Below are 26,982 nucleotides of genomic sequence, written 5' to 3'. Positions count from 1 at the left end.
AATTAGGGAGAAAACCAAAGCTAGTGGAAAATCTGGTTCAAAACAAGCCTATTATTGAGCTTCGTTCTATCAAAAAATCCTATGGTTCCAACACAATCATTAATGATTTCAATCTAACCATTAATAACGGTGAATTCGTCACAATTCTTGGCCCTTCAGGCTGTGGTAAAACTACAGTTTTGCGTTTATTAGCAGGTTTAGAAGAATTAGATGAAGGTCATATTATTTTGGACGGTGAGGACATTACTAATGTTCCGGCGGAAAAACGCCACATTAATACCGTATTCCAAAGTTATGCATTATTCCCGCATATGACTATTTTTGATAACGTGGCTTTTGGTTTGCGTATGCAAAAAGTGGCAGAAAGCGAGATTAAACCTCGTGTTCTGGATGCATTGCGTATGGTGCAATTAGAAGAAATGGCCGACCGTAAACCTGCTCAACTTTCTGGTGGTCAGCAACAACGTATCGCGATTGCTCGTGCTGTTGTGAATAAGCCAAAAGTGTTGCTACTTGATGAATCTTTATCTGCGCTGGATTATAAATTGCGTAAACAAATGCAAAATGAACTTAAACAATTACAGCGTCAGCTTGGCATTACCTTTATTTTCGTTACTCACGATCAAGAAGAAGCGATCACCATGTCTGACCGTATCGTCTTGTTACGTAAAGGTAAAATTGCACAAGATGGTTCACCACGTGAAATCTATGAAGATCCAGCCAACCTATTCGTCGCTCGCTTCATTGGTGAAATCAACGTATTTGATGCAACTGTGATTGAACGTAAATCTGACGATGAGCTACTTGCTAATGTAGAGGGTCGTGTATGTGATATTCACACCAGTATTTCTGCTGAAAAAGGTCAAAAACTACAAGTATTATTACGTCCAGAAGATATTGTGATTGAAGAGCTTGATGAAAATGAGCACTCAAATGCAATTATTGGTCGCATTGTGGATCGTACCTATAAAGGGATGACACTTGAGTCTACGGTCGAATTTGATCACAACGGCAAACGCGTATTAGTGAGCGAATTCTTTAACGAAGATGACCCACATATGGATCACAGTGTTGGTCAACGTGTAGGTATTACATGGCATGAAGGTTGGGAGGTTGTACTCAACGATGAAGATAATCAATAATAAATTCCAGAAAATTACTGTTGCAATTATCTTCAGTTGGTTAATCTTCTTTGTGCTAATTCCAAACTTATTGGTTTTAACCGTAAGTTTTTTAACCCGAGATGGTAGTGACTTTTATGCTTTGCCATTTACTTTAGATAACTACACTAACCTGTTTAATCCGCTTTATGCACAGGTTGTGTGGAATTCATTGTATATGTCAGGCATAGCAACGATTATTTGTTTACTCATTGGCTATCCGTTTGCCTTTATGGTCAGCAAAATTAATCCGAAATATCGTCCATTTTTGTTATTCCTCGTGGTATTGCCATTCTGGACAAACTCACTGATTCGTATCTATGGAATGAAAGTCTTCCTTGGTGTGAAAGGTGTGTTAAATACCATGTTAATGGATATGGGCATTTTGAGTGAGCCTATTCGTATTTTAAATACCGAAGTAGCTGTAATCATTGGTTTAGTGTATCTCCTTTTACCATTTATGATTCTACCGCTCTACTCTGCTATTGAAAAATTAGACGGACGTTTATTAGAAGCGGCGAGAGATTTAGGCGCGAATGCGGTTCAACGTTTCTTCCGTGTCATTTTGCCATTAACCATGCCAGGTATCGTAGCGGGTTGTTTATTAGTATTACTACCTGCAATGGGGATGTTCTACGTAGCTGACTTACTTGGTGGTGCGAAAGTATTATTAGTTGGTAACGTGATTAAGAGTGAATTCTTAATTTCTCGTAACTGGCCATTTGGTTCAGCAATCAGTATCGGCTTAACCATCTTAATGGCATTATTGATTTTCATTTACTATCGTGCAAATAAATTATTGAATAAGAAAGTGGAGTTAGAATAATGAGTCGTTTACTACGTAATATTTTTATGTTTGTGGTATACGCTTATTTGTATATCCCAATTATTATCTTGGTGACTAACTCCTTTAACGAAGACCGTTATGGTTTAAGTTGGAAAGGCTTTAGTTGGAACTGGTATGAACGTTTATTTAATAATGATACCTTAATCCAAGCGGCGTTCCACTCTGTCACTATTGCTTTCTTTGCAGCAACCTTAGCAACTATTGTGGGTGGTTTAACCGCGATTGCACTTTATCGCTATCGTTTCCGTGGTAAACAAGCAGTAAGCGGTATGTTATTTATCGTTATGATGTCACCTGATATCGTTATGGCGGTGTCTCTACTTGCCTTATTCATGGTTGTAGGGATTTCGTTAGGTTTCTGGTCATTATTATTAGCACACGTAACGTTCTGTTTACCTTATGTTACCGTAACGATTTTCTCTCGCTTAAATGGCTTTGACGCCAGAATGCTTGAAGCGGCGAAAGATTTAGGTGCGAGCGAAGTCACTATTTTGCGTAAAATTATCCTACCACTTGCTTTACCTGCAGTGGTATCTGGTTGGTTATTAAGCTTTACTATTTCATTAGATGATGTTGTTGTATCCTCTTTCGTAAGTGGTGTAAGCTATGAAATCCTACCATTGCGTATCTTCTCTCTTGTAAAAACAGGGGTAACCCCAGAAGTGAACGCATTAGCAACGATTATGATCGTGCTTTCATTAGGATTAGTCATTTTAAGTCAATTAATTACACGCAAAAATAATCATTAAACATTGATATAAAAAGGTTTCACAAATCTTTAAGATCAAATAAAATACGCCTTGACGCACAATCAAGGCGTTTTTTTATACCTGCATAAATGCAGGTGGTTTTTTACCCCTCTTTTACGGAGAACAAAGAAAAATGAAAAAATTTGCAGGTTTGCTTACTGCCGGTTTAGTTGCCGCTACATTAACTGCTTGTAACGACAAAGAAGCCAAATCTGATGCAACAAAAGCACAGGCTCCAGCAAATGATACTGTGTACTTATATACTTGGACTGAATATGTACCAGATGGTCTGTTAGATGACTTCACAAAAGAAACTGGTATCAAAGTTATCGTAGCAAGTCTTGAATCTAATGAGACGATGTATGCCAAAATGAAAACTCAAGGTGATGCAGGCGGTTATGATGTTATTGCACCATCTAACTACTTCGTATCTAAAATGGCACGCGAAGGTATGCTACAAGAATTAGATCACAGTAAATTACCTGTTATCAAAGAATTAGACCCTGATTGGCTCAATAAACCTTATGACAAAGGCAATAAATACTCACTTCCTCAGTTGTTAGGTGCGCCAGGTATTGCATTTAATACCAATACCTATAAAGGTTCTGACTTCACTTCTTGGGGCGATTTCTGGAAACCTGAATATGCAAATAAAATCCAATTATTGGATGATGCACGTGAAGTATTCAACATTGCGTTATTAAAAATTGGTCAAGATCCAAACACCAAAGATCCAGCAATTATCAAGCAAGCTTATGAAGAGTTATTGAAATTACGTCCAAACGTACTTTCTTTCAATTCTGATAACCCGGCAAACTCTTTCATCTCTGGTGAAGTAGAATTAGGTCAGTTATGGAATGGTTCTGTACGTATCGCGAAAAAAGAACAAGCGCCATTAAATATGGTGTTCCCAAAAGAAGGCCCTGTTCTTTGGGTTGATACTTTAGCGATTCCTAAAACTTCTAAAAACCCAGATGGTGCACACAAGTTAATTAACTACTTATTAGGTGCAAAAGCAGCGGAAAAATTGACTTTAGCGATTGGTTACCCAACTGCTAACCTAGAAGCGAAAAAAGTACTTCCAAAAGAAATCACTGAAGATCCATCTATCTATCCACCAGCAGAAATCCTTCAAAAAAGCTACTGGCAAGATGATGTAGGTGATGCGATTCAATATTATGAACAGTATTACCAAGAGTTAAAAGCAGCAAAATAATGCGCTTTTAAGTAATAATCAAAAGAGCGGTCAAATTGACCGCTCTTTTTTACATTTAATGTGTAGAAAAACTATTTATAGCGTTTCTTTACGGAGTTTTTATCTTGTTCATGTAAACGCTCAAGCTTTTCTTTAATTTGAATTTCCATACCTCGATTAGTTGGGAAATAATACTGGGTATCTTTCAGTTCCGGTGGGAAGTAATTTTCCCCTGCGGCATAAGCATTTGGCTCATCATGTGCATAGCGATATTCAGCACCATAGCCTAATTCTTTCATTAAAGCCGTTGGTGCATTACGTAAATGAGGTGGCACATCAAAATCAGGAAACGCTTTTGCATGCTGTTTGGCTGCATTAAATGCGTTGTAAACCGCATTACTCTTCGGTGCTACAGCTAAATAAATAATGGCTTGCGCAATGGCTCGCTCTCCTTCATAAGCCCCCACTCTCGTAAAACAATCCCAAGCTGCGAGAGCTACTTGCATTGCGCGAGGATCAGCATTGCCTACATCTTCTGAGGCTATCGCTAATAAACGTCTTGCAACATAAAGAGGATCCCCACCAGCAGTGATAATTCGTGCATACCAATAAAGTGCAGCATCGGCTGCTGAGCCACGAATGGATTTATGTAAAGCAGAAATCAAATCATAAAAACGATCGCCTTGTTTATCAAAACGCGCTTGTCGTTCACCCAATACTTCTTTCAACAAAGTGCGGTCTAATTTTTTACCGTTTTCTGTTTCAGAAGCCATGTCCACCATCAGTTCAAGGCAATTTAAAGCCAGGCGCGCATCACCATTCACATATTCGGCTAACACCTGTAGCAAATTCTCTTCTAAAACTAACCGCTCTTTACCTAATCCTCGTTCAGGATCAGAAATGGCTTGTTGCAGAACTTGTTCGATTTCAGCAACTGTCAATGACTTAAGAAGATAAACTCTCGCACGAGAAAGTAAGGCATTATTTAATTCAAAGGAAGGATTTTCCGTTGTGGCACCAATAAAAATAATCGTCCCATCTTCTATATGGGGTAAAAACGCATCTTGTTGGCTTTTGTTAAAGCGATGCACTTCATCCACAAATAAAATCGTTTGGCGATCTGCAAGTCGATTTTGTTTCGCACGCTCAATTGATTCTCGAATTTCTTTTACGCCACTTGTCACCGCGGAAATCCGTTCAACTTCTGCATTGATACGATGCGCAATAATTTCCGCCAGTGTTGTTTTACCTGTACCTGGCGGTCCCCACAGAATCATAGAATGAACATGCCCAGCTTGAATTGCTTTACGAAGCGGCTTTCCTTCCCCAATTAAATGTGTCTGCCCATAATATTGCTCCAAATTAGTTGGTCGCATACGGGCAGCTAAAGGGCGAAAGTCATTTTCAGCAAAATCAAAATTAAGATTAGACATATTCTTTCCTTAATAAGCAAAAGGTGTGAAGATTATCATTCACACCTTATGGATTATTTTTTACCTTTACGTTGGTCATCCAATTCTACACCTTTCGGTACGCTAAATTGGAATAAGCTATCAGCTAAGATTTGGTTTGTAATGTTGCGCAACACATAAAGATTGGTTTGACCATCTTTTTCTGTAGTGCTGAAATTTTTTAACACACCATTTGCATCGACACGAATATCAAATTGTTTAATATTGCTATTTTTCGCCTTTGGTTTTAACACAAAGGTATCCGCATTCTGTGTCACTGAATATTGATTCCAGTGGCTTTTATCGTTACTGGTTAAAAGTACGAAAGGTGTATTATTGACAGCATCCTTCACCCATTGAGCGGTAACTTGTTGCACGAATGGATCGTAATACCAAAGGGTGTTACCATCTGCAATAATTTGTGTTTCTTGTGGTGATTTGGTATCCATACGGAAAAGATTTGGTCGTTTAATTTGAAGTTTTCCACTTCCTTGTTGAACGTTTTTGCCACCAACAGAAGTCACGGTTTGAGAGAAATCAGCACTCAATACTGTCACTTGATTTAAGCGATTTTGCAGCTCATCTGCCGCATCGGCAAAAGCAAAACTACTTGCGCTTAAAAGTGCTGTAAGTGCGGTCATTTTTAATAATGTTTTTTTCATTCTACTTTCCTTTTTGTAAAGTGAAACTTAAGAGAATTAATATTCGGAACGTCGAGCTAAAATTTCTCGTTTTCCATTTTTCATTGGACCCAAAATACCTTGTTCTTCAAGCTGATCCATAATCCGAGCTGCTCGGTTAAACCCAACACTGAATTTACGTTGAACATAAGAAGTCGATGTATTGCCTGTGCTTAAGACAAACTCGACGACGTCATCAAATAATGCATCAAGATCGCCACTGCTTGTCGTTGATTTCTCACCTGAGTCTTCATCATCCGCGCCATCTAAAATGCCATCAATATAATTTGGTTTACCACGTGCACGCCAATCATCTGCTACACGCGCCACCTCATCATCACTCATAAAGGCACCATGTACCCGAACAAGATCCGAAGAACCTTGACCAGAATATAACATGTCCCCACGGCCCAATAAGGCTTCTGCTCCGCCTTGATCCAGAATCGTTCTAGAGTCAATTTTACTTGCCACAGTAAAGGCAATACGGCTTGGAATATTTGCCTTAATCAAACCGGTAATCACATCTACTGATGGGCGTTGTGTGGCTAAAATCAGGTGAATACCAATCGCACGGGCTTTTTGTGCTAAGCGAGCGATTAACTCTTCAATTTGTTTACCTGCAACCATCATTAAGTCCGCAAACTCATCAACGATCACAACAATATAACTCAATTTTTCTAATGGAGGCGGCATCTTATCCATTGTATCACCAGGTTTCCAAATTGGGTTTGGAATTGGCATATTGAGTTTTTCATATTCTTCAATTTTTTCGTTATACCCTTCAATGTTACGCACACGTAAGGCTGATAATAATTGATAACGACGTTCCATTTCATCTACACACCAACGTAGTGCATTCGCCGCTTTTTTCATATCCGTCACTACTGGGGTAAGCAAGTGCGGGATATCGTTATAAATAGAAAGCTCAACCACTTTCGGGTCAATCATAATAAATTTCACTTCATCCGGTGTCACACGGAAAAGCAAACTTAAAATCATGGTATTCACACCAACAGATTTACCAGAGCCTGTTGAACCCGCAACAAGTAAGTGAGGCATTTTAGCCAAATCAACTACAACAGGTTTTCCGCTGATATCTTTCCCCAAAGCCATTGAAAGCAATGATGTTGAGGAACGGAATTCATTACTATCGAGCACATCACGCAATGGCACTATTTGACGGTGTGCATTTGGCGTTTCAATACCAATATAAGGTTTGCCTGGAATCACTTCCGCCACACGGATCGCACGGAACATCAACGCACGTGCTAAATCGGTATCAATACTGGTTACTTTGGATGCTTTTACACCCGGTTGTAATTCAAGCTCATAACGAGTCACTACTGGGCCAACTAACACATCTTGTACCGTTGCTTTGACATTAAAATTCTTTAATTGTTGTTCTATGCGTGCGGATGTGTCTAAAATTTCTTCACGCGTAATGTCTTGAGCCTGCGTTGGGCGATGCTCAAGTAAATCTAAACTTGGTAATGGTGTCGTTGGTTTTTCACGTTTATTCGTTGGTTGTTGGAATGCGGGATGAATAAGCGTATCAGAATACGGCTTATAGGTTGTTTCAGTTGCATTCTCAATATGAATTTCACGCTCTTTAACCGGCGAAGCTGTCGGCTCATTCAAGATCACTTTTAATGCATCTTCAGCATTTGAGGCTTTTGCTCGCACTTCCATTTCTTGCATACGAGCTTGCTCTTGCGCAGCAAACTGACGCGCTAATTCATCTTCTAAACCATCATTTTCTGATTCTAAAGATTCATCATAAGTTGGATAAAGTGCGGTCATATTTTCAGGTGTTTTAAGTGACACTTTTGGCATCACATTTTCTTCAAAAATGTCATCTGATTCATCCACACTTTGATGATTCACTTGCGGATTTTTCCATGTTGCTGAAAAATCTTCTTTTGTTGGCAATTCAACGGCAGAAGCGGTACTAATAGAGACATTAGGTAAATTATCAGATTCAACCGTGAAACCTTTAAACTTATCTTCTAATTTTTCAACATCTGCAGGCTCTGAGACACTCGGTGAGGATAGTCCGCTGATATTTATCAGCTGTTCAGGCTTAACAAAGGTATTCTCAGATACCTCCTCTTTTTTATCTTCCGCTGGTTCGCTTTCCAATTGAGAATCTGAGAAAGCGAGTTGTTGAGGTGTTTCAATCACAATTTGTTCAAGATCATCTACAGAAGTATGCTCTGTTTGCTCTTCTTCTGCCGGCTGATTTTTCATGGTGAGCCAATGATAGAATTTTACAATTAAACGAATTAATGACGCTCCGGAACAGAAAATAAAGCCTACAACTGCACAGATAAAACCAACTAAAATACAACCAAACTTACCAAGTGTAGGATATAAATTCACCACTAAGCTACCTCCAAACACACCACCTGCTAAATAGTAGTTCGTATTTGAAAGCAACAAGGTTGCCATCATGCTTAAGCCAACGATGAGAGCAATAAAACCAAAGGAACGTAATGCAATACGGGTTACAGAGAGAGAATGAACCGCTTTGGTTTTCAATAAATAAATCGGTACGATGAAAATGACAAACGGAATGAGATGACCGACATAGCCGAGAAAAACAAAAAACGCATCAATTAACCAAGCACCAAAAGCACCGGCTTTATTGATGGTTTCAGTTTGAAAACTTGCTGTAGACCAAGAGTTATCTAATGGCGTATAGCTTGACCATGCCACGATTAAATATAAACCTAAAAGTGCGGTCAATCCGAGTAATAATTCTGCTAAATATTGTTTCGGTGTAAATCGTTTTGTAATTCGCTTAATCATTTTTATTTTAGTACGAGATAATTAGTTTGTTTCACTTCTTCCATGACGACATAAGTTCGGGTGTCATTCACACCGGGTAAGCGCAATAAGGTGGTACCCAATAATTTTCGATATGCCGCCATATCAGCTACACGTGTTTTGAGTAAATAATCGAAATCACCTGATACCAAATGACATTCGAGAATTTCATCAAGTGCTTGAATCGCAGCATTAAACTCTTCGAAAACATCCGGTTTACCACGCACAAGCGTGATTTCAACGATCACCAATAAAGGTGCATCCAGTAATTCAGGATTTAGTAGTGCGCGATAGCCCATAATCACACCTTGTTTTTCTAGGCGTTTTACCCTTTCTAAACAAGGCGTTGGCGATAACCCAACTTTCTTTGATAAATCGATATTAGAGATTTTACCGTTGCGTTGTAATTCATTTAAGATTTTGATATCAATGCTATCCAACGCTTTATTTAATTTCTTTTCCATAACCTTTCCTTATGTACGGCGCATATTCTATCTAATTTATCAAAAACTTTCAGTAATCAGACAACAATAGGACAACGTTTTTTTAGAAATTATCCAAAATAGCGAGCGCATCAGCGAGTTTTTTCACCGTAAAAACTTCCATATTTTCGACCGCACTTTTCGGCTTGTTGGCAAAAGGCACAATCGCGCGTTTAAAACCATGCTTTGCCGCTTCACTAATACGTTCTTGACCACTGGTCACCGGGCGAATTTCACCCGCTAACCCTACTTCACCAAAGACAACTAAATCTTGTGGTAGTGGGCGATTACGGAAACTCGAAATTAACGCAAGCAATAACGCAAGATCCGCGCCTGTTTCCCCGACTTTTACACCACCAACGACATTCACAAAAACATCTTGATCCGACATTTGCAGTCCACCATGACGATGCAATACCGCAAGCAATAAGGCTAAACGATTTTGCTCTAACCCTACCGCCACACGACGAGGATTTGCAAGCATGGAATGATCCACCAACGCTTGAATTTCCACTAAAAGCGGACGCGTTCCTTCCCAAAGTACCATGACCGAACTACCTGGTGTTTGTTCATCGCCTCGACTTAAGAAAATTGCCGATGGATTTTTCACCTCACGCAAACCTTGCTCTGTCATACCAAATACACCTAGCTCATTCACCGCACCAAAACGGTTTTTATGGCTACGTAACGTACGGAAACGGGAATCCGCTTCGCCTTCTAGTAACAACGAACAGTCAATGGCATGCTCCAATACTTTCGGACCTGCAAGGGTGCCGTCTTTGGTGACATGTCCAACCATAATGATAGCAACCTGTCGAGTTTTCGCATAACGAGTCAGGAAAGAGGCACATTCACGCACTTGTGCCACACTTCCTGGAGAAGATTGAATATCCGAAAGATGCATAACCTGGATCGAGTCTACTACGATAATTTGAGGTTTCAGCTGATCCGCTAGATTACAAATTTGCTCGACGGAGGTTTCAGATAACATATTTAATTTATCTGTCGGTAGATTTAAGCGATTAGCTCGCATCGCCACTTGTTGAAGTGACTCTTCCCCCGTCACATAAAGTGCGGTCATGTTTTTCGCTAATCCGCACATCACTTGAAGTAACAAAGTACTTTTACCTGCACCAGGATGCCCACCAATTAAAATGGCACTTCCTGGTACGATCCCGCCGCCTAATACGCGATCTAATTCTTTAAATCCACTGGTGAAACGCGGTGTTTCTTGTAAACTAATTTCAGAAAGCGTTTGGATTTTTGCGCGAGTTTCTCCTGCATAACCACTAAAACGATCATTTTTTGTAGAATTCGAGGCTGAAATTAACCGCACTTCACTAATCGTATTCCACGCTTTACAGGCAGAACATTGCCCTTGCCAGCGCGAAAATTCCGCGCCACAATCATTACATACATAAGCGGTTTTAGGAGCTTTTGCCATTTTTACTATCCTTTAGAGAACCCGTTTTACGCCATCAACATCATTAAGCCAAGCATTCTTTCAAAATACGCACGACTCTTTAATAATGCTTTTAACTTTTCAATAGTTTGAACATTATCTTTTGTCTCACTATGAAAGGTAATCAAGCCTTTAATTTCATTTAGGAAAAACTGATTACTTGCTAATAACTCATTTGCTCGATTTTCTTCTAGCTTTTCAAACAAGGCTTTGTTGTCATCATAGTAATGATAGAGATTGAAAAATGCGCCGACACGTTCAACGGTTTTCATAAAATCGAAAGCAAATACATCTGTTGGGAATGAAAGCGTTTCTTCAATTAATTGCTGCTCCATTTTCATGACAGCACTCAATTTCTGGCGAGAATCTACTGTACTTCCCTCACGTTCTTCTTTTAAGAAATCACGCCATTTATTTAACCAATCAATCAACAGTGGTTTGCTGCCTAATTGATAGCCGCGTTTTGCTTTGCTTGCTGAACTAAAATAAACATCCTGTTCAAAAGGTAAAAGTGAGACAAAATGGAAAAGATCTGAAACAAGCCCTTCTTTTAATTCGAATTCAATTTCACAAATAGGCTGTGTTTTTTCCCCTGATAAAATTTTCCCTTGATCAAAAGCAACTTCAATTTTTGATGCACCAAACGTAATCAACCAAAAAGTGCGGTTAAAATCTGTTGAGAAAATCGGTTGTAATGTAGCAGAAGGTAAGTTTTCAAATGGATACAATGAGGTTAATTGTTCCGTTGTGGGTATTGAATTATCAGGTATAGATAAATTGTATTCTGGACGGCTATGCAATCCGCCAACCACTTTTCCGTCTGTTTTTAAAGTGAGTGTAAAATCATTATTTTCCTGACGAATACGCAATCCCATTTTTTGTTTAGCCAAAAAATGATCGGGATAATCGAAATAGGTATTTCCCAGAAAGACTGTATTTTGTTCTAAGATTTTGAATTGATTGAGATGTGTTTTTAAGGTATCAAAAGCATCAGAGGTGACTGCAAGCTTTAATTCAACTTCATTACTCATTTTATTTTTCCTTATCAATTTTAACTGTTTAAATATACAGATAATTTTATACAAATCAAGATCTTTTTCGTGTATTTCCTTATAAAATCAGGTAATATGCAACCGAAATTTTAACCCTTGTTATGGAGTAAAACACCTATGGCAATGAATAATATTCTCGGATTATTTGCCCATTCTCCTTTAAAACCACTGCAGAAACATTCTGACAAAGTAACTGAATGTTGTGATTTATTAATTCCATTCTTCCAACATACCTTTGTAAAACAATGGGATGATGCAGAAAAAACACGTCTAGATATTTCTCAATGTGAACGTGAAGCAGATAGTTTAAAACGCGAAATCCGTTTGAAATTGCCTCGCGGTTTATTTTTACCCATTGATCGTACCGATTTACTCGAATTAGTCACCCAACAAGACAAATTGGCTAACTATGCTAAAGACATTGCTGGCCGAATGATCGGTCGCCAATTTGGTATTCCTGAAGAAATGCAGGAAGAATTTTTACATTATGTTCAACGTAGTTTAGATTCTATTCATCAAGCTCATTTAGTGATTGAAGAAATGGATAAACTACTTGAAACCGGTTTTAAAGGCCGTGAATTAAATTTAGTGAACCATATGATTCAAGAGCTAGACAGCATTGAAGATGATACAGATCAAATGCAAATTAAATTGCGCAAAATGCTCTACACGATTGAAAGTCGTTATAACCCTATTGATGTGATGTTCTTATATAAAATCATCGAATGGGTAGGCGTATTAGCCGATCAAGCTCAACGTGTTGGATCTCGCATTGAATTGATGCTAGCCCGTTCCTAATTTTGACGACATTAACTACAACATAGGAAATCACTATGGAAATTATTAATGCATACGGTTCGTGGTTAGTCTTAATTACCGCGGTATTCGGTTTTTTTATGGCATTTGGTATTGGTGCCAACGACGTATCAAACTCAATGGGCACCTCGGTTGGTTCGGGTACTATTACCGCTAAACAAGCGATTATTATTGCCCTCATTTTTGAATCTGCCGGAGCTTATTTAGCCGGCGGTGAAGTAACTGAAACCATCAAAAGTGGTGTAATCGACCCCACTCAATTTGTCGAGATGCCTGATGTATTGGCATTAGGGATGCTTTCTGCTCTCTTTGCATCGGGTGCTTGGTTGTTTATCGCCACCAAAATGGGTTGGCCTGTTTCGGGTACTCATACCATCATCGGGGCCTTAATTGGTTTCGCTTGTGTTACGATTGGTCCAAGTTCTGTTGACTGGTCTACTATCGGTGGAATTGTTGGAAGCTGGTTTATCACCCCCGTGATTGCTGGGCTTTTAGCTTATACCATCTTTGCTAGTATCCAGAAACTCATTTTCGATACAGAAGAACCGCTGAAAAACGCACAAAAATACGGTCCTTACTACATGGCAATTACCGTATTCGTACTTTGTATCGTTACCATGGCGAAAGGTTTAAAACACGTTGGTTTAAATCTTTCTAACAATGAAACTCTCGTTATTTCACTGCTTATCAGCGTTGTTGGTATGATTTTCTGTCATTTTTACTTCCGCAGTAACACCTTTACAGCAAAAGCAAGAAAAGGATCGTTCGGTTCAGTAGAAAAGATTTTTAGTATCTTAATGCTTCTAACCGCTTGTGCAATGGCATTCGCGCATGGTTCTAATGACGTAGCCAATGCAATTGGTCCGCTTTCTTCTGTAGTATCAATCGTGCAAAATGGCGGGAAAATCCTGAGTGGTGGTGATTTAGCTTGGTGGATTTTACCTTTAGGAGCATTAGGTATCGCCGTTGGTCTTATCGCAATGGGACAAAAAGTGATGGCAACCGTAGGATCAGGTATTACTGATTTAACCCCTAGCCGTGGTTTTGCTGCACAATTTGCAACTGCGATGACTGTTGTTGTGGCATCAGGTACCGGTTTACCTATCTCCACTACGCAAACTTTAGTGGGCGCAATCTTAGGTATCGGTTTCGCACGTGGTATTGCAGCACTTAACTTAACGGTTATCCGTAACATCATTAGTTCATGGGTTGTAACGTTACCTGCTGGTGCATTCTTTGCGATTGTGATTTTCTACATCCTTCGCGCGATTTTCCACTAGTATAATTATTAAAAGTGCGGTTATTTTTCATTTCATTTTCCGACCGCACTCTCTTCATGAGTCTAGGAAGTATTATGTCAAAAGTGAGCAAACTTTTATTTTCTTGTGTTCTATTGGGTTCAACCATTGGAACAGTACAAGCTGAAACGCAATATGTGACAGAAAATCTGAACACCTATTTACGTCGTGGTGCAGGTGATCAATTTAAGATCGCAGGTGCTATCCAATCTGGCGAAGCGGTAACAGTCTTGGAACAACAAGGAAAATACACCCTGATTCGTGATAATAAAAATCGCGAAGCTTGGATTTTAACTTCTGAACTAAGTACTACACCAAGTAGCCGTGAAGAAAATCCAAAATTAAAAGCACAGGTTCAAGAGCTAACCTTAAAACTGAATCGCGTCGATTCAGATTGGCAACAACGTACAAACGAAATTCAACGTCGTAGCAAACAAGCCGAACAACAAAGCAGTGAATTGCTTGAACAAAATTCACAACTTAAACGTGAATTAGAAATGACGAAAAATAAAAATCGTGATTTAGAAGCGATGCTTGATGCTAATAAACGCGAAATTGCAATTCAATGGTTTATTTATGGCGGTTCCGTGTTAGGCGTAGGTTTGTTAATCGGTCTTGTATTACCTCACATTTTACCTAGACGTAAACGCCGTGATAGCTGGTAATGATTCATCATTGAGGTAGGCTTTTGCCTACCTTTTCTTTATATTTTGATGGGAGAGAAAAATGGAAATTTATCTTGTCGGAGGTGCAGTACGTGATCAACTTCTAGGTTTGCCGATTAAAGATCGTGACTGGGTTGTCGTCGGAGCGACACCAGAAATTTTGTTAGCTCAAGGTTACCAACAAGTTGGCAAAGACTTCCCCGTTTTTCTCAATCCTGAAAACCATGAAGAATATGCACTTGCTCGTACAGAACAAAAATCAGGTAAAGGTTACACCGGATTTATTTGTGATTTTTCAGATGAGATTACGCTTGAACAAGATTTAATTCGCCGAGATCTTACTATCAATGCTATTGCACAAGACAAAGATGGCAAGCTGCACGATCCTTATCATGGTGTAGAAGATATTCACCAACGTATTTTACGTCATATTTCACCTGCATTTTCTGAAGATCCACTTCGTGTATTGCGTGTCGCACGCTTTGCGGCTCGCTTTCATCATTTAGGTTTTTCTATTGCCGAAGAAACCCTTAAATTAATGGTTGAACTCACTGAACAAGGTGAGCTCGCCCACCTAACGGCTGAGCGTGTTTGGATGGAAACGGAAAAAGCATTAAACGAACCGCATCCTGAAATTTATTTTGAAACGCTACATCAAGTCGGCGCACTCAAAATACTTTTCCCTGAGATTGCCGCCTTAGATGGCGTACCGAATCCAGCCAAATACCATCCTGAAATTGACAGTTTTATTCACACCATGCTTGTGTTACAACAAGCAGTTAAACTTACTGAAAATACCGACTTGAATAAAAGTGCGGTTCGTTTTGCAGCAATTTGTCACGATCTAGGTAAAGCCCTTACACCCAAAGAGAATTGGCCAAGTCATCATGGTCATGAAAAAGCGGGGATTAAACCGACTCGTTCATTATGCAAACGTCTTAGAGTGCCGAATTATCTTCAAGAGCTAGCCGAATTAACTTGTGAATATCACACGCATGTGCATAAAGCCTTAGAGCTTCGTCCTGAAACAGTGGTGAAACTCTTTAATACGTTTGATGTTTGGCGTAAACCACAACGCTTTGAAGAGTTTTTATTAGTATGTTTATCTGATACTCGCGGGCGGACTGGTTTTGAAAATAAAGAATACCCGCAAATTGATTATCTCAAAGCGCTTTATCAAGCTGCCCTTGCTGTTGATGTACAGCAAGTCATTGCAGATGGTTTTGAAAAACAAGGCATTCGAGATGAATTAACGCGTCGAAGAATTGCCGCGGTGAAAGCAGAGAAAACTCGCCTAAATGCTTAATCCAGCTTTACTAAAAGTAAACTAACCCTTACAATATGTACAATTTTTTAGTAAATATTTTGTTATGAAATTATTAAAATCGCTTCTCGCGCCTGTACTTGCCAGTGTGATCTTATCCGCTTGTACTCTTGATGCAGAGCGCCCAACAGATGTTCAGCATATCGATAAAAACGATATTACGTGGCAACAGCACCTCAAAAAAATCAAACAAATTCAATCTTATAGCACAAAAGGACAAATTGGTTATATTAGTCCACAAGAGCGTTTTTCGAGTCGCTTTGAATGGCAATATCAAAACCCGAAAGCCTATAAGTTAAAACTTTATTCTCTGATTAGCAAAACAACGCTAACCATGGAGATGCATCCAAACGGCATGACTATTTCAGATAATAAAGGCAATCAGCAATCGGATAAAAATGCCAAATTATTGTTACGTGAAATCATCGGAATGGATGTGCCATTAGAGCATTTATCTTATTGGCTAAAAGGTCAACCAGCAGATAATTCAGATTACCAAGTTGGAACGAATCATCTTTTATCTGAATTTAGCTACCCACTTGATGGCTCGATATGGACAGCCGATTACTTAAGTTATCACGCAGATAATTCTATGCCTGAAAATATTCTGTTAAAGAACAAAAGTACATCGCAAACCCTAAAAATTCGTGTGGATGAATGGGCGTTCTAATGAAAACACATCACTTTTCAACCGCACTTTCAACCTCTCTTGGAAAGCCTAACCGCTTTCCAAGCCCCGCAAAACTCAATTTATTTCTCTATATAAACGGTAAACTGCCAAACGGCTACCACGAATTACAAACGCTTTTCCAATTTCTTGATTTCGGCGATTGGCTCACCATTGATATTCGCCAAGATAAACAAATCCACATCACACCAGAAATTCCTGGCTTACCTCTAGAACAAAATTTAATCTATCGTGCAGCGATACTACTACAAGAAAAAACAGGTTGTACGCTCGGTGCAACAATTCATTTAGATAAAATTCTGCCAATGGGCGGTGGTATTGGTGGCGGTTCATCCAATGCGGCGACGACTCTTCTTGCTTTAAATTATTTATGGCAAACCCATTTATCCATTGATGAACTTGCTGAGCTCGGACTAAAACTCGGTGCAGATGTGCCTATCTTTGTTCATGGCCAAGCCGCTTTTGCAGAAGGCGTAGGTGAAAAAATCCAATACTGTGAACTACAAGAAAAATATTATGTAGTACTAAAACCCGAGACTGCAATTTCTACAGCGGTAGTTTTTAACGATCCCGATTTGCCTCGCAATACAGAAAAAAGATCTCTTGCTGAACTTCTGAATCAACCGTTTGCAAACGATTGCGAAAAAGTCGTACGAACTCAATATCCAGAAGTTGAAAAAGCCCTATTATGGTTGCTACAATATGCACCAGCCAGATTAACCGGAACCGGAGCTTGTGTTTTTGCTGAATTTGATGATGAAAAATCAGCACAAGCTGTTTTCCAACAAAAACCGAAGGAATTTTTCGGCTTTGTTGCTAAAGGATTAAACGTTTCACCATTACATGCGATGTTGAAACAACTCTCGACCAACCAATCTATCTACACTCAACCTGAGGTTATATAAAATGCCAGACATTAAACTCTTTGCTGGAAATGCTACGCCTGAGCTAGCGAAAAAGATTTCTGAACGTCTTTACATTTCATTAGGCGATGCCACTGTTGGACGCTTTAGCGATGGTGAGATCCAAGTGCAAATTAATGAAAATGTGCGTGGTGCAGACGTATTTATTATCCAATCTACCTGTGCGCCAACAAATGACAACCTGATGGAATTGATTGTCATGGTCGATGCTTTACGTCGTGCATCTGCTGGTCGTATTACTGCCGTTGTTCCTTATTTTGGTTATGCTCGTCAAGATCGCCGTGTACGTTCTGCTCGTGTACCAATCACCGCAAAAGTAGTGGCTGATTTACTTTCAACCGTAGGGATTGACCGATTATTAACCTGTGACTTACACGCAGAACAAATCCAAGGTTTCTTTGATATACCGGTTGATAACGTATTCGGTTCACCGGTTCTACTTGATGATATCTTGAAGAAAACAGATCTTGTCAATCCGATCGTTGTTTCTCCGGATATCGGTGGTGTTGTTCGTGCTCGTGCGGTAGCGAAATTATTAAATGATACCGAAATGGCGATCATTGATAAACGTCGTCCGCGCGCAAATGTATCACAAGTTATGCACATTATCGGGGATGTCGCAGATCGTGATTGTATCCTTGTAGATGATATGATTGATACAGGCGGTACATTATGTAAAGCAGCTGAAGCATTGAAAGAACGTGGTGCAAAACGCGTGTTTGCTTATGCGACTCACGCGGTATTCTCTGGTTTAGCAGCACAACATTTAGCAAGTGATGCCATTGATGAAATCGTGGTGACAGATACTGTTCCACTATCACCTGAAATGCAAGCGCTTGGCAAAGTTCGAGTGCTTACCCTTTCAAGTATGCTGGCTGAAGCAATTCGTCGTATCAGCAATGAAGAATCTATCTCAGCAATGTTTGAATAATTCTTTTACTTAACATTCATTTTAAAAGTGCGGTCAGAAAACCTTATGTTTTTTGACTGCACTTTTTTATGCTTCAACTAAAAATTAGGTAAAAAAAAGTGCCCCACTGGGGCACTACTCGGAAAGCAAAATAGATGTCGGCTATTTAAAAATAGCACTTGTTTTTAGTGATTTAAGAATACGGCAAAGTTTTTTATATTGCAAATACCTATGTTCAAATTTGTGAGCTAAATCACGCTTTTTCTTCACTTTTTTATGTTTAATCATTTACATATAAAAAAAGAGGAGCCATTGCTCCCCTTCTCTAGAAATAGCATTAAATTAGCCGTTAATAAATTTTTCGCCTAATTCAATATCTGCACGCAATGTTGGTAACATTGCTTCTAACGCATCTTGTTCAAATTTGCTTAAAGTACCGATTGGTAAAATTTCCTCTACACCTTCTTTACCTAAACGCACTGGTTGAGCGAAGAAACGTGCGTATTTGCCATCTCCTTCTACATAAGTACATTCAACCACCGTTTCGCCACTTAAGCCTTTCACTAATGAACGCGCAAAACGTGCTGCAGCTTGAGCCATAGAAAGTGTCGCAGAACCGCCACCCGCTTTGGCTTCAACCACTTCAGTACCTGCATTTTGGATACGTTTTGTTAATGGGGCAATTTCCTCTTCTTTCCATTCAGCATATTGAACTTGTGAAAGTAATGGAAGAATAGTTACACCTGAGTGGCCACCAATTACAGGTACGCTTGTACGAGAAACATTTAAACCTTTTAATTCAGATACGAATGTTTCAGAACGTAACACGTCTAATGTAGTGACACCGAATAATTTACGTTTGTCGTAAACACCCGCTTTTTTCAACACTTCTGCCGCAATCGCAACTGTCGTATTCACTGGATTGGTGATAATACCCACACAAGCTTTTGGACAAGTTTTTGCAACATGTTCAATTAAGTTACGCACAATACCCGCATTGATGTTGAAAAGATCTGAACGATCCATACCCGGTTTACGTGCTACCCCTGCAGAAATTAAAACGACATCGGCACCTTTAAGTGCTGGTGTTGGATCATCTCCCGCAAAACCTTCTACTTTCACCGCCGTTGGGATATGACTTACATCTTTAGCCACACCGGGTGTCACTGGTGCAATATCATACAGTGATAATTCACTTTCAGCGGGTAATTGTAATTTAAGTAATAAGGCTAATGCTTGACCAATACCGCCTGCTGCGCCTAATACTGCAACTTTCATAAAATACTCCTTATGTATTAATTAATCCTAACTAGGTAGGATTTTAAAGTCTTGCCCATTAAATTACAAACAGAGAAATTCAATAATGCGATCTAGCTCAAACTTTTCAAACGGCAAATTTATTTTAATTGCATAAAATGAATTTTTATGCAATTCTTATGCAAATAATTCTATATGAGAATAACTATGTCAGATCAATTAACAAAAGCTTTTAAAGAACTTCTTAATCAAGAACGATTTGCGTCTCAAAGTGAAATTGTTGAAGCCTTAAAAAAACAAGGATTTCAAACCATTAACCAATCTAAAGTTTCACGCATGCTAAGTAAATTTGGCGCAGTTCGTGCGAGAAACACTAAAATGGAAATGGTGTATTGCTTACCAAGCGAATTGAGTGTGCCAGCTACCAGCAGTCCATTAAAAAATCTGGTTTTGGATATCGATCACAATGATTTCGTTATCGTCATTAAAACCTCTCCGGGTGCGGCACAGTTGATTGCTCGCTTATTGGATTCCATTGGTAAACCTGAAGGTATTTTAGGCACGATTGCAGGAGATGACACCATTTTTGTGACCCCCACAAAAGAGACAACCATCAAATCGCTTTTAGAGCAAATTCAAACGCTTTTTGAAAGCAGCCTATAATGAATATCTTAGTGACAGGTGGAACGGGATTTGTAGGAAAAGCTTTAGTTGAAGCGCTACTGTCACGTGGCGATAGTGTTACAGTACTGACTCGCTCCATTGAAAAAGCTCAAGCGATTTTTCCTGAAAAAACACTGCAATTTTTGACCGCACTTTCAACACTCAAAGACTTAAATGCCTTTGATGCGGTTATTAATCTTGCCGGTGAGCCAATCTTCGATAAAAGATGGACAGCTCAACAAAAAGAAAAACTTCGTCATAGCCGTATTAATTTAACACAGCAGATTGTTCAACTTATTAATCAAAGTGAATATCCCCCAGCCCTGATTTCAGGTTCCGCAACTGGAATTTATGGAAACCGTGGCGAAGATGTAATCACCGAAGACACAAATCCAAGTACTCAATTTACCGCTCAACTTTGTATTGATTGGGAAAATGCAGCAAAGCAAGCTAACACTAGAGTCTGTTTAGTGAGAACCGGATTAGTGCTTTCTCCAAAAGGTGGCGCTTTTGCAAAAATCCTTCCGCTCTATCGCTTCGGATTAGGCGGCAAATTAGGGAATGGCGAGCAATATTGGAGCTGGATTGCGTTAGAGGATATGGTAAAAGGATTGATTTTTTTACTTGATCATAGCAATTGCGAAGGGACATTTAATTTTACTGCGCCACATCCTGTTAAAAATAAGACTTTTAACCAATTATTAGGTCAAGCACTACATCGACCTTGTTTTGCTCAAGTACCTCAATTTTTGCTCACCTCTCTTCTCGGCGAGCGAGCTTGTATTTTATTAGACAGTCAGAATGCCTATCCAAAACATTTGTTAGATTGCGGATTTACATTCCAATATGAAAACCTAAAAGATTACTTCTATCATATTCTTTCATGATTTAGAAAGTCTACAAAAAAGACTTATAGATCATATTCCTATCCTTTGAATTTGATCTATCACAACTTATTCTCTATTCAGTTAGATTCTTCACTAAATCCATCACAAATTCCAACCGCGCTTTGTTTTCTGGAAGCGCTTTCACAAACTTAAATTTTAATGGACCATCAAAGCGATAAACAATTGGATTTTGTTGAATTAATTTGATGAATTTTTCTGGATCAACTTTTGCTGAAGGAGAGAATTCAATAAAGCCACCTTGAGCCCCTGCATCGATTTTCAGCACTTTTAATGGTTTCACCATTAAACGCATTTCAGCAATTTGTAAAAGATTTTTCGTTGCTTCAGGTAATAGGCCAAAGCGATCAATTAATTCAACTTTTAATTCATCTAGCTCTTGTTTACTCTCCGCTGCTGCAATACGTTTATAGAATGACAAACGCATATTCACATCGCCAAGATAATCATCTGGCAATAAAGCTGGAACACGTAGCTCAATTTCAGCTTGCTGATGTGTAATCTCTTCCAATGAAGGTTCCCGGCCCTCTTTTAAGGCTTTCACTGCTGCATCAAGCAATTCCATATAAAGTGAGAAACCGATGCTTTCAATTTGCCCACTTTGTTCATTCCCTAATAATTCACCGGCACCGCGAATTTCTAAATCGTGCGTCGCAAGGATGAAACCTGCACCTAAGTTATCTAAACTTTCTAATGCCTCTAAACGACGTTTCGCATCTTTCGTCATTAACTTCGGCGGAGGTGTAAGCAAATAGGCATAAGCTTGGTGGTGAGAACGCCCTACTCGACCACGCAACTGGTGAAGCTGAGCTAAACCAAAATTATCTGCGCGTTCAATAATGATCGTATTTGCCGTTGGTACATCAATCCCTGTTTCAATAATGGTGGAACAGACTAAAACGTTATAACGTTGATGATAAAAATCACTCATCACGCGTTCAAGTTCACGTTCTCGCATTTGACCATGTCCAATCACAACTCGAGCCTCTGGCACAAGTGCGGTCAGTTTTTCAGCCGTATTTTCAATACTCGCCACATCATTATGTAAATAATAAACTTGCCCACCACGTAAAATTTCACGCAAGATGGCTTCACGAATAATTAAATCATCTTTCTGGCGAACAAACGTTTTGATACTCACTCGGCGAGCTGGGGGTGTCGCAATAATAGAAAGATCGCGAATACCATTCATCGCCATATTCAAAGTACGAGGAATTGGTGTTGCGGTAAGCGTTAAAATATCAATATTCGCTCGAAGTTGTTTGATTTTCTCTTTTTGCCCCACACCAAAGCGATGTTCTTCATCTATGATGAGTAAGCCAAGATCAGAAAACTTCACATCTGATTGAATTAATTTATGGGTGCCAATCAGAATATCGACTTTTCCTTCGGCTAAATTTTCTAAGATTTGTTTTTGCTCTTTAGCTGTTTTAAAGCGAGAAAGCACTTCCACATTAACCGGCAAATTAGCAAAACGATCTTTAAAATTCTCGTAATGCTGTTGAGCTAGCAAGGTTGTAGGGACTAATACAGCCACTTGTTTATGGTTCATGACCGCCAAAAATGCGGCTCGCATCGCTACTTCAGTCTTCCCAAAACCTACATCACCACAAACTAAACGGTCCATTGCTTTGGGCTGACACATATCCGAAATGACAGCATTAATTGCCATGGCTTGATCATGTGTCTCCTCGAAAGGGAAGGTTGCAGCAAATTGCTGGAACTCCTCACGATCATATTTAAATTCAAAGCCTTTTTTCACTTCTCGCTGAGCATACACATCAAGTAATTCAGCGGCCACATCACGAATTTTTTCTGCGGCCTTTTGACGCGTTTTCGCCCACGATTCATTACCTAATTTATGTAATGGTGCAGTTTCATCTGAACCACCGACATAACGACTAATTAAATGAAGAGAACCAACAGGCACATAAAGTTTGGATTCATTCGCATAATTGATCAGCAAATATTCCGCTTTTAAACCACCTGTATCAAGCGTGACTAACCCACCGTAACGCCCTACACCATGATCTAAATGCACCACAGGCTGCCCAATTTTTAATTCAGCCAGATTACGCACTAAGGTATCAGGATTCACCGATTTACGTTTATCACGCTGACGTTGCTGTACACGCTCGCCTAAAATTTCATGTTCAGTAATGACAGCGAGTTTAGCCTCATCAAGAATAAAACCTTGCTCAAGACGACTTACCCAAAGATTAAACTTGTCTTGATTGGCTTCAGATAAGGTTTTAATCTGTTTAGGTTTAATTTTTAATGGTGAAAGTAAATCCAGTAAAGTTTCACGTCGTCCTTCAGTTTCAACTGAAAATAAAACATTTCCTTTAAAATGCTCAATAAACTGACGAAGTTGCGATAACGGTTCTTTTTGCTGTGATTGAATAGTCACGGCTGGTAATGCGGACACCGCTAAATTTTTCTGACGAACAGATGACCGCACTTTTTCTGCTTTAAAATTAATTTTAGGATAATTTTTTAATGCATGGTTTACTGCATCAATGCTGAGCCACAAACGTTCTGGCGGTAAAAGAGGACGCATTGGATCAACTTTTCGATGCTCATATCGCTGTTTGGCATCAAGATAAAAACGTTCACCTTGTGCTTGATTTGTTTCCATATCCACAAACAGCGTTTTTTCGGGTAAGTAATCGAACAATGTTGCCATTTCATCAAAGAATAACGGCTGCCAATATTCAATCCCTGAAATTAGTGTGCCTTTACTGATTTGCTGATAAATATGTTCTGGATCACGACGAATTTCACCAAAGGTTTCTCTAAATTGTGTGCGGAAAAATTCAATGCTTTTCTCATCGGTTGGAAATTCGTGTGCAGGTAATAAATTAATAGATTGAATTTCATCTAACGTTCGCTGCGTATCGACATCAAAAGTACGAATCGAATCAATTTCATCATCAAAAAAATCTAAGCGAAATGGAACCGCACTTCCCATCGGGAAAAGATCTAAAAGTGATCCGCGTACAGCATATTCGCCATGTTCTAGCACTTGTTCTACAGAGCGATATCCTGCTGACTCTAATTGTAATCGCAATTTTTCAATGACAAGGCGGTCGCCTTTTTTAATCAGAAGGACATTGTGCTGTAGATATTTCGGCGGGCACACACGTTGCATTAATGTGCTAATCGGCAAAACAAAGATGCCTTTTTTAGTATTTTGTAAATGAAATAGCGCACTTAAACGCGAAGAAATAATTTCTTGATGAGGCGAAAAAGAATCGTAAGGCAACGTTTCCCAATCAGGAAAAAACTGAACGGGCTGAGAAGTTAAATCCGGTAAAACGTGTGATAAACGAACCGCACTTTTAGTATCCGGTGTCACGACCACTGTCAATCCATCATATTGCTCAGCAATTTCACTAACCGCAAGTGCATCTGCACTCGCCAATACATTGCCAAGAATTTTATGGTCATTGGGCTGAGTGGGAATATCAAAATTAAAATAGGTTGTTTTCATAAGTGCGGTCAATTTTTATCTCATTTTTGCGTGAATAGTTGATTAGTTTAGCAAATTCAATCTAGTTTTCAATAATTATCTGTATAAAAAAACAGGGTTATCTTAACCCTGTTTTCTCTTATTTTTTGAGTGGTTCAAGTGGTTTCTCTTTTTTTACATGCCCATCATCATCGAATTCGATACGTGGCATACAACCTCGACAAGCTCCTTTATCTAAACCAAGCTCTTTGCAAAATTTATTATATTCATCTACGGCTTTGCGAAACCAACCTTTTTTTTCTTGTTCGCTCATCTTGCCTCCTTTTTTAATTTTTGTGCAATTTCAGAACGTAATGATTTTAACCCATTTTTCTTACTATAGGGTATCTGTTTTTTGATGAAATAATCTCGCATTAAAGGACAATCTTTTTCATCTAAATTCATTAAAAATCGACGAATTGCCGGCAAAGCGGAAGCTAAAGAGCGGTGAAAATAAGCGAAGTTTTTTAGGCTTAACCAATCTTCATCAAGCAATTCCCAATCTACTGATGTGGTATTAAATACCTGAGCAAGTGGATGGAAAGATAACGGTATATTCCGTTGAAAAGATTGCTTTGCTCTTTTTTCTAATTCAATCCCTTGTGGAGAAAGTCCTTTTAGCGCAATCGCAGAGTAACAACCACTGCTCGCCTCTAAATGGTCGCCCAAATGAACAAGAGAAAAACCACATTTCAGCCAAAATTGAGCCAGTTCTTTCGTATACCCAAAACTCACTGACAAATAATCTACATTAGCATTTTGCTTGATGTATTCAATAAGCTTTGTACCAATACCATGCCGTTGCCACATAGGCTGGACCGCAATTCTCGAAATACGTAAAGCATGTAATTCACAAGCCTTTTGTAGCTGAGTATGAAAACAAAGTGCTTGCGGCACGAGATTGCCTTTCGGGCGTCTTATACCCAGCTGAATAGCTTCTATAAGCGATGAATCCTCAATTCCACCTTCTTCTAATGCCCACGCTGCGCCCAGTAAATTTTGTTCGCTTTCAGCAGTAAAAAAACACTGTGCATTAGCATCAAATAACCGTCGAAGATCTAATGGGGATGTTCGATAATGAGCTAATGTCATCAAACCATAAAATTGAGACAAAGAAGATAATATTTCTTGTTGTGAGCGTTTAGTAATTTGGCATGTTTCACTTTTACTGTATGGTGTTTGCTTAAATTCATCTTCAACATTCAATAATAAAAGCTCATCAATAAACGCCTCTAAAGCATCATCTTTAGCCCAGCGTATCGGTTCAATAAGCTCAAAGTTTAAAAAAGTGCGGTTCATTTTTTGCTTAAATTTAAGCGTAAAGCCTCGTCCCGTTCCCTCATAACTATGGATAGTTGTCGTAAATAAAATATGCTTAAAATGGTGGGAAAAAGCAGTAAGTTGAGCAATCGGCAACATTGCTGCTTCATCCACAAAAAGCCAAGCATTTTCAGAAAAAGAAGGATTACGTTGCAAAGCTAGGAAAAGCTCATCTGGCGCAATAAAGATAATCTCTTTTTGTGAAAATTCAGCCAAAATTTTAACCGCACTTTTATTTGGTGCCGTGAGATAAATTTTTTTATCGAGTTGATTCGCTAATAAGCCTGCAAGGGCTGATTTCCCTCTTCCTCGTTTAGCGGTAAGAAAGTAGAGTTCAGATTCTTTTTGTAAGATTTGGTCAATGATTTTCTGCTGATCTAAGGTCGCATTATGATTTACAAATGACTGCTGAAAAGTGCGATCAAATTTTAAATCATTTTGATGATAAAGAACGGGAAAACCATATTTATGAATACAATGCTTAAAATATGTCATAAATCTTGGCGTTGCAATTGTCTCAAGCGAACCTGACCAACGAAGACTATCTTCATCTAATTGGGAATGAAGTTTCTCCCAATTTGATAGCAAGACAATTAAGGCACCATTCATTTTCAATGTACCAGCCGCAATGGCGAGCGCCTCTAAATGGATACCTTTACGTGCATCAAACAAGATCGTCTCAAACTCTTGCCCAAGAAGATTTTGAATTTTAGAAAATTCATTAATGATCAAGGTATTTGCCGGCAAATTAGACGGCATATTTTCACTGACTAAAATTTGAAAATGTCGTGTCATGAA

The 26,982-nt window shown here is 39.0% G+C and carries 23 protein-coding genes; 13 read left to right on the top strand and 10 right to left on the bottom strand.

Features of this window, described 5'->3' with window-relative positions; all coding sequences use genetic code 11:
* Positions 1–23: 23 nt before the first annotated feature.
* From potA to INP94_RS06785, 4 genes are all read left to right on the top strand, one after another.
* A complete protein-coding gene (gene potA / locus INP94_RS06800; RefSeq protein ID WP_005698520.1) occupies positions 24–1,142 on the top strand; it encodes a spermidine/putrescine ABC transporter ATP-binding protein PotA in 1,119 nt (372 codons plus the stop codon).
* Entirely contained in the window at positions 1,126–1,986 is an 861-nt protein-coding gene (gene potB / locus INP94_RS06795; protein WP_193451136.1) for a spermidine/putrescine ABC transporter permease PotB, read from the top strand. The genes potA and potB overlap by 17 nt, the downstream gene beginning before the upstream one ends.
* On the top strand, positions 1,986–2,756 hold the full coding sequence (gene potC / locus INP94_RS06790) for a spermidine/putrescine ABC transporter permease PotC (protein WP_049365949.1): 771 nt from the start codon (positions 1,986–1,988) through the stop codon (positions 2,754–2,756). The genes potB and potC overlap by 1 nt, the downstream gene beginning before the upstream one ends.
* Before the next feature lie 133 nt (positions 2,757–2,889).
* The gene (locus tag INP94_RS06785; RefSeq protein ID WP_005698550.1) at positions 2,890–3,972 is read left to right on the top strand and encodes an extracellular solute-binding protein; all 1,083 of its coding nucleotides are present in this window, start codon (positions 2,890–2,892) and stop codon (positions 3,970–3,972) included.
* A 71-nt stretch (positions 3,973–4,043) separates the two neighbouring features.
* Here INP94_RS06785 and INP94_RS06780 read toward each other — a convergent pair whose 3' ends face one another.
* The 6 genes from INP94_RS06780 to INP94_RS06755 all read right to left on the bottom strand — a co-directional run bounded on the left by INP94_RS06780 (position 4,044) and on the right by INP94_RS06755 (position 11,883).
* Positions 4,044–5,384 (bottom strand): replication-associated recombination protein A, encoded by a 1,341-nt coding sequence (locus INP94_RS06780; RefSeq protein WP_197543096.1) that lies wholly within the window; start codon positions 5,382–5,384, stop codon positions 4,044–4,046.
* Positions 5,385–5,437: 53 nt separating this feature from the next.
* Positions 5,438–6,064: an outer membrane lipoprotein periplasmic chaperone LolA gene (gene lolA, locus INP94_RS06775; RefSeq protein ID WP_197543095.1), complete on the bottom strand. Its 627-nt coding sequence runs from the start codon at positions 6,062–6,064 to the stop codon at positions 5,438–5,440.
* A gap of 36 nt (positions 6,065–6,100) precedes the next feature.
* Positions 6,101–8,890 (bottom strand): DNA translocase FtsK, encoded by a 2,790-nt coding sequence (locus INP94_RS06770; RefSeq protein ID WP_197543094.1) that lies wholly within the window; start codon positions 8,888–8,890, stop codon positions 6,101–6,103.
* Positions 8,891–8,892: 2 nt separating this feature from the next.
* Entirely contained in the window at positions 8,893–9,372 is a 480-nt protein-coding gene (gene lrp, locus INP94_RS06765) for a leucine-responsive transcriptional regulator Lrp (RefSeq protein WP_005695827.1), read from the bottom strand.
* Positions 9,373–9,454: 82 nt separating this feature from the next.
* A complete protein-coding gene (radA, locus tag INP94_RS06760) occupies positions 9,455–10,834 on the bottom strand; it encodes a DNA repair protein RadA (protein ID WP_049380993.1) in 1,380 nt (459 codons plus the stop codon).
* 26 nt (positions 10,835–10,860) lie between these two features.
* Positions 10,861–11,883, bottom strand: a complete 1,023-nt coding sequence (locus INP94_RS06755; protein WP_197543093.1) for a CYTH domain-containing protein — start codon at positions 11,881–11,883, stop codon at positions 10,861–10,863.
* A gap of 138 nt (positions 11,884–12,021) precedes the next feature.
* Here INP94_RS06755 and INP94_RS06750 point away from each other — a divergent pair, with 138 nt between their 5' ends.
* The 7 genes from INP94_RS06750 to INP94_RS06720 all read left to right on the top strand — a co-directional run bounded on the left by INP94_RS06750 (position 12,022) and on the right by INP94_RS06720 (position 18,549).
* Positions 12,022–12,702, top strand: coding sequence for a TIGR00153 family protein (locus INP94_RS06750; protein WP_049368971.1), 681 nt, complete (start codon positions 12,022–12,024; stop codon positions 12,700–12,702).
* Positions 12,703–12,737: 35 nt separating this feature from the next.
* Positions 12,738–14,000 (top strand): inorganic phosphate transporter, encoded by a 1,263-nt coding sequence (locus INP94_RS06745; protein WP_197543092.1) that lies wholly within the window; start codon positions 12,738–12,740, stop codon positions 13,998–14,000.
* Between the two features lie 74 nt (positions 14,001–14,074).
* On the top strand, positions 14,075–14,683 hold the full coding sequence (locus tag INP94_RS06740) for a TIGR04211 family SH3 domain-containing protein (protein ID WP_049365958.1): 609 nt from the start codon (positions 14,075–14,077) through the stop codon (positions 14,681–14,683).
* A 61-nt stretch (positions 14,684–14,744) separates the two neighbouring features.
* Entirely contained in the window at positions 14,745–15,989 is a 1,245-nt protein-coding gene (locus tag INP94_RS06735) for a multifunctional CCA addition/repair protein (RefSeq protein ID WP_197543091.1), read from the top strand.
* Positions 15,990–16,053: 64 nt separating this feature from the next.
* Positions 16,054–16,677, top strand: coding sequence for a lipoprotein insertase outer membrane protein LolB (lolB, locus tag INP94_RS06730; protein ID WP_197543090.1), 624 nt, complete (start codon positions 16,054–16,056; stop codon positions 16,675–16,677).
* The gene (gene ispE, locus INP94_RS06725) at positions 16,677–17,600 is read left to right on the top strand and encodes a 4-(cytidine 5'-diphospho)-2-C-methyl-D-erythritol kinase (RefSeq protein WP_197543089.1); all 924 of its coding nucleotides are present in this window, start codon (positions 16,677–16,679) and stop codon (positions 17,598–17,600) included. Before lolB ends, ispE begins: the two co-directional genes overlap by 1 nt.
* A 1-nt stretch (position 17,601) precedes the next feature.
* Positions 17,602–18,549, top strand: coding sequence for a ribose-phosphate pyrophosphokinase (locus INP94_RS06720; protein ID WP_014065166.1), 948 nt, complete (start codon positions 17,602–17,604; stop codon positions 18,547–18,549).
* A gap of 321 nt (positions 18,550–18,870) precedes the next feature.
* On the opposite strand, the gene mdh is transcribed toward INP94_RS06720, so the two are convergent.
* On the bottom strand, positions 18,871–19,806 hold the full coding sequence (gene mdh / locus INP94_RS06715; protein ID WP_197543088.1) for a malate dehydrogenase: 936 nt from the start codon (positions 19,804–19,806) through the stop codon (positions 18,871–18,873).
* A 186-nt stretch (positions 19,807–19,992) separates the two neighbouring features.
* On the opposite strand from mdh, the gene argR reads away from it, so the two are divergent.
* Together argR and INP94_RS06705 are read left to right on the top strand one after the other, a co-directional pair.
* Positions 19,993–20,448, top strand: coding sequence for a transcriptional regulator ArgR (gene argR, locus INP94_RS06710; protein WP_197543087.1), 456 nt, complete (start codon positions 19,993–19,995; stop codon positions 20,446–20,448).
* Positions 20,448–21,335 (top strand): TIGR01777 family oxidoreductase, encoded by an 888-nt coding sequence (locus INP94_RS06705; RefSeq protein WP_197543086.1) that lies wholly within the window; start codon positions 20,448–20,450, stop codon positions 21,333–21,335. The genes argR and INP94_RS06705 overlap by 1 nt, the downstream gene beginning before the upstream one ends.
* A 73-nt stretch (positions 21,336–21,408) precedes the next feature.
* Here the strand turns inward: INP94_RS06705 and mfd are convergent, their stop codons facing one another.
* From mfd to INP94_RS06690, 3 genes are all read right to left on the bottom strand, one after another.
* Positions 21,409–24,846 carry a transcription-repair coupling factor gene (gene mfd, locus INP94_RS06700; protein ID WP_197543085.1) on the bottom strand — a complete coding sequence of 1,146 codons (3,438 nt, stop codon included), beginning with the start codon at positions 24,844–24,846 and terminating at the stop codon, positions 21,409–21,411.
* 118 nt (positions 24,847–24,964) lie between these two features.
* Complete coding sequence (locus tag INP94_RS06695; protein WP_005696361.1) at positions 24,965–25,138, bottom strand: DUF5363 domain-containing protein; 174 nt, start codon at positions 25,136–25,138, stop codon at positions 24,965–24,967.
* Positions 25,135–26,979: a tRNA(Met) cytidine acetyltransferase TmcA gene (locus INP94_RS06690; protein WP_197543084.1), complete on the bottom strand. Its 1,845-nt coding sequence runs from the start codon at positions 26,977–26,979 to the stop codon at positions 25,135–25,137. The genes INP94_RS06695 and INP94_RS06690 overlap by 4 nt, the downstream gene beginning before the upstream one ends.
* Positions 26,980–26,982 lie beyond the last annotated feature (3 nt).

The organism is Haemophilus parainfluenzae, assembly GCF_014931395.1.
Taxonomy (GTDB): domain Bacteria; phylum Pseudomonadota; class Gammaproteobacteria; order Enterobacterales; family Pasteurellaceae; genus Haemophilus_D.
This window is presented reverse-complemented; position numbering and strand designations above follow the sequence as displayed.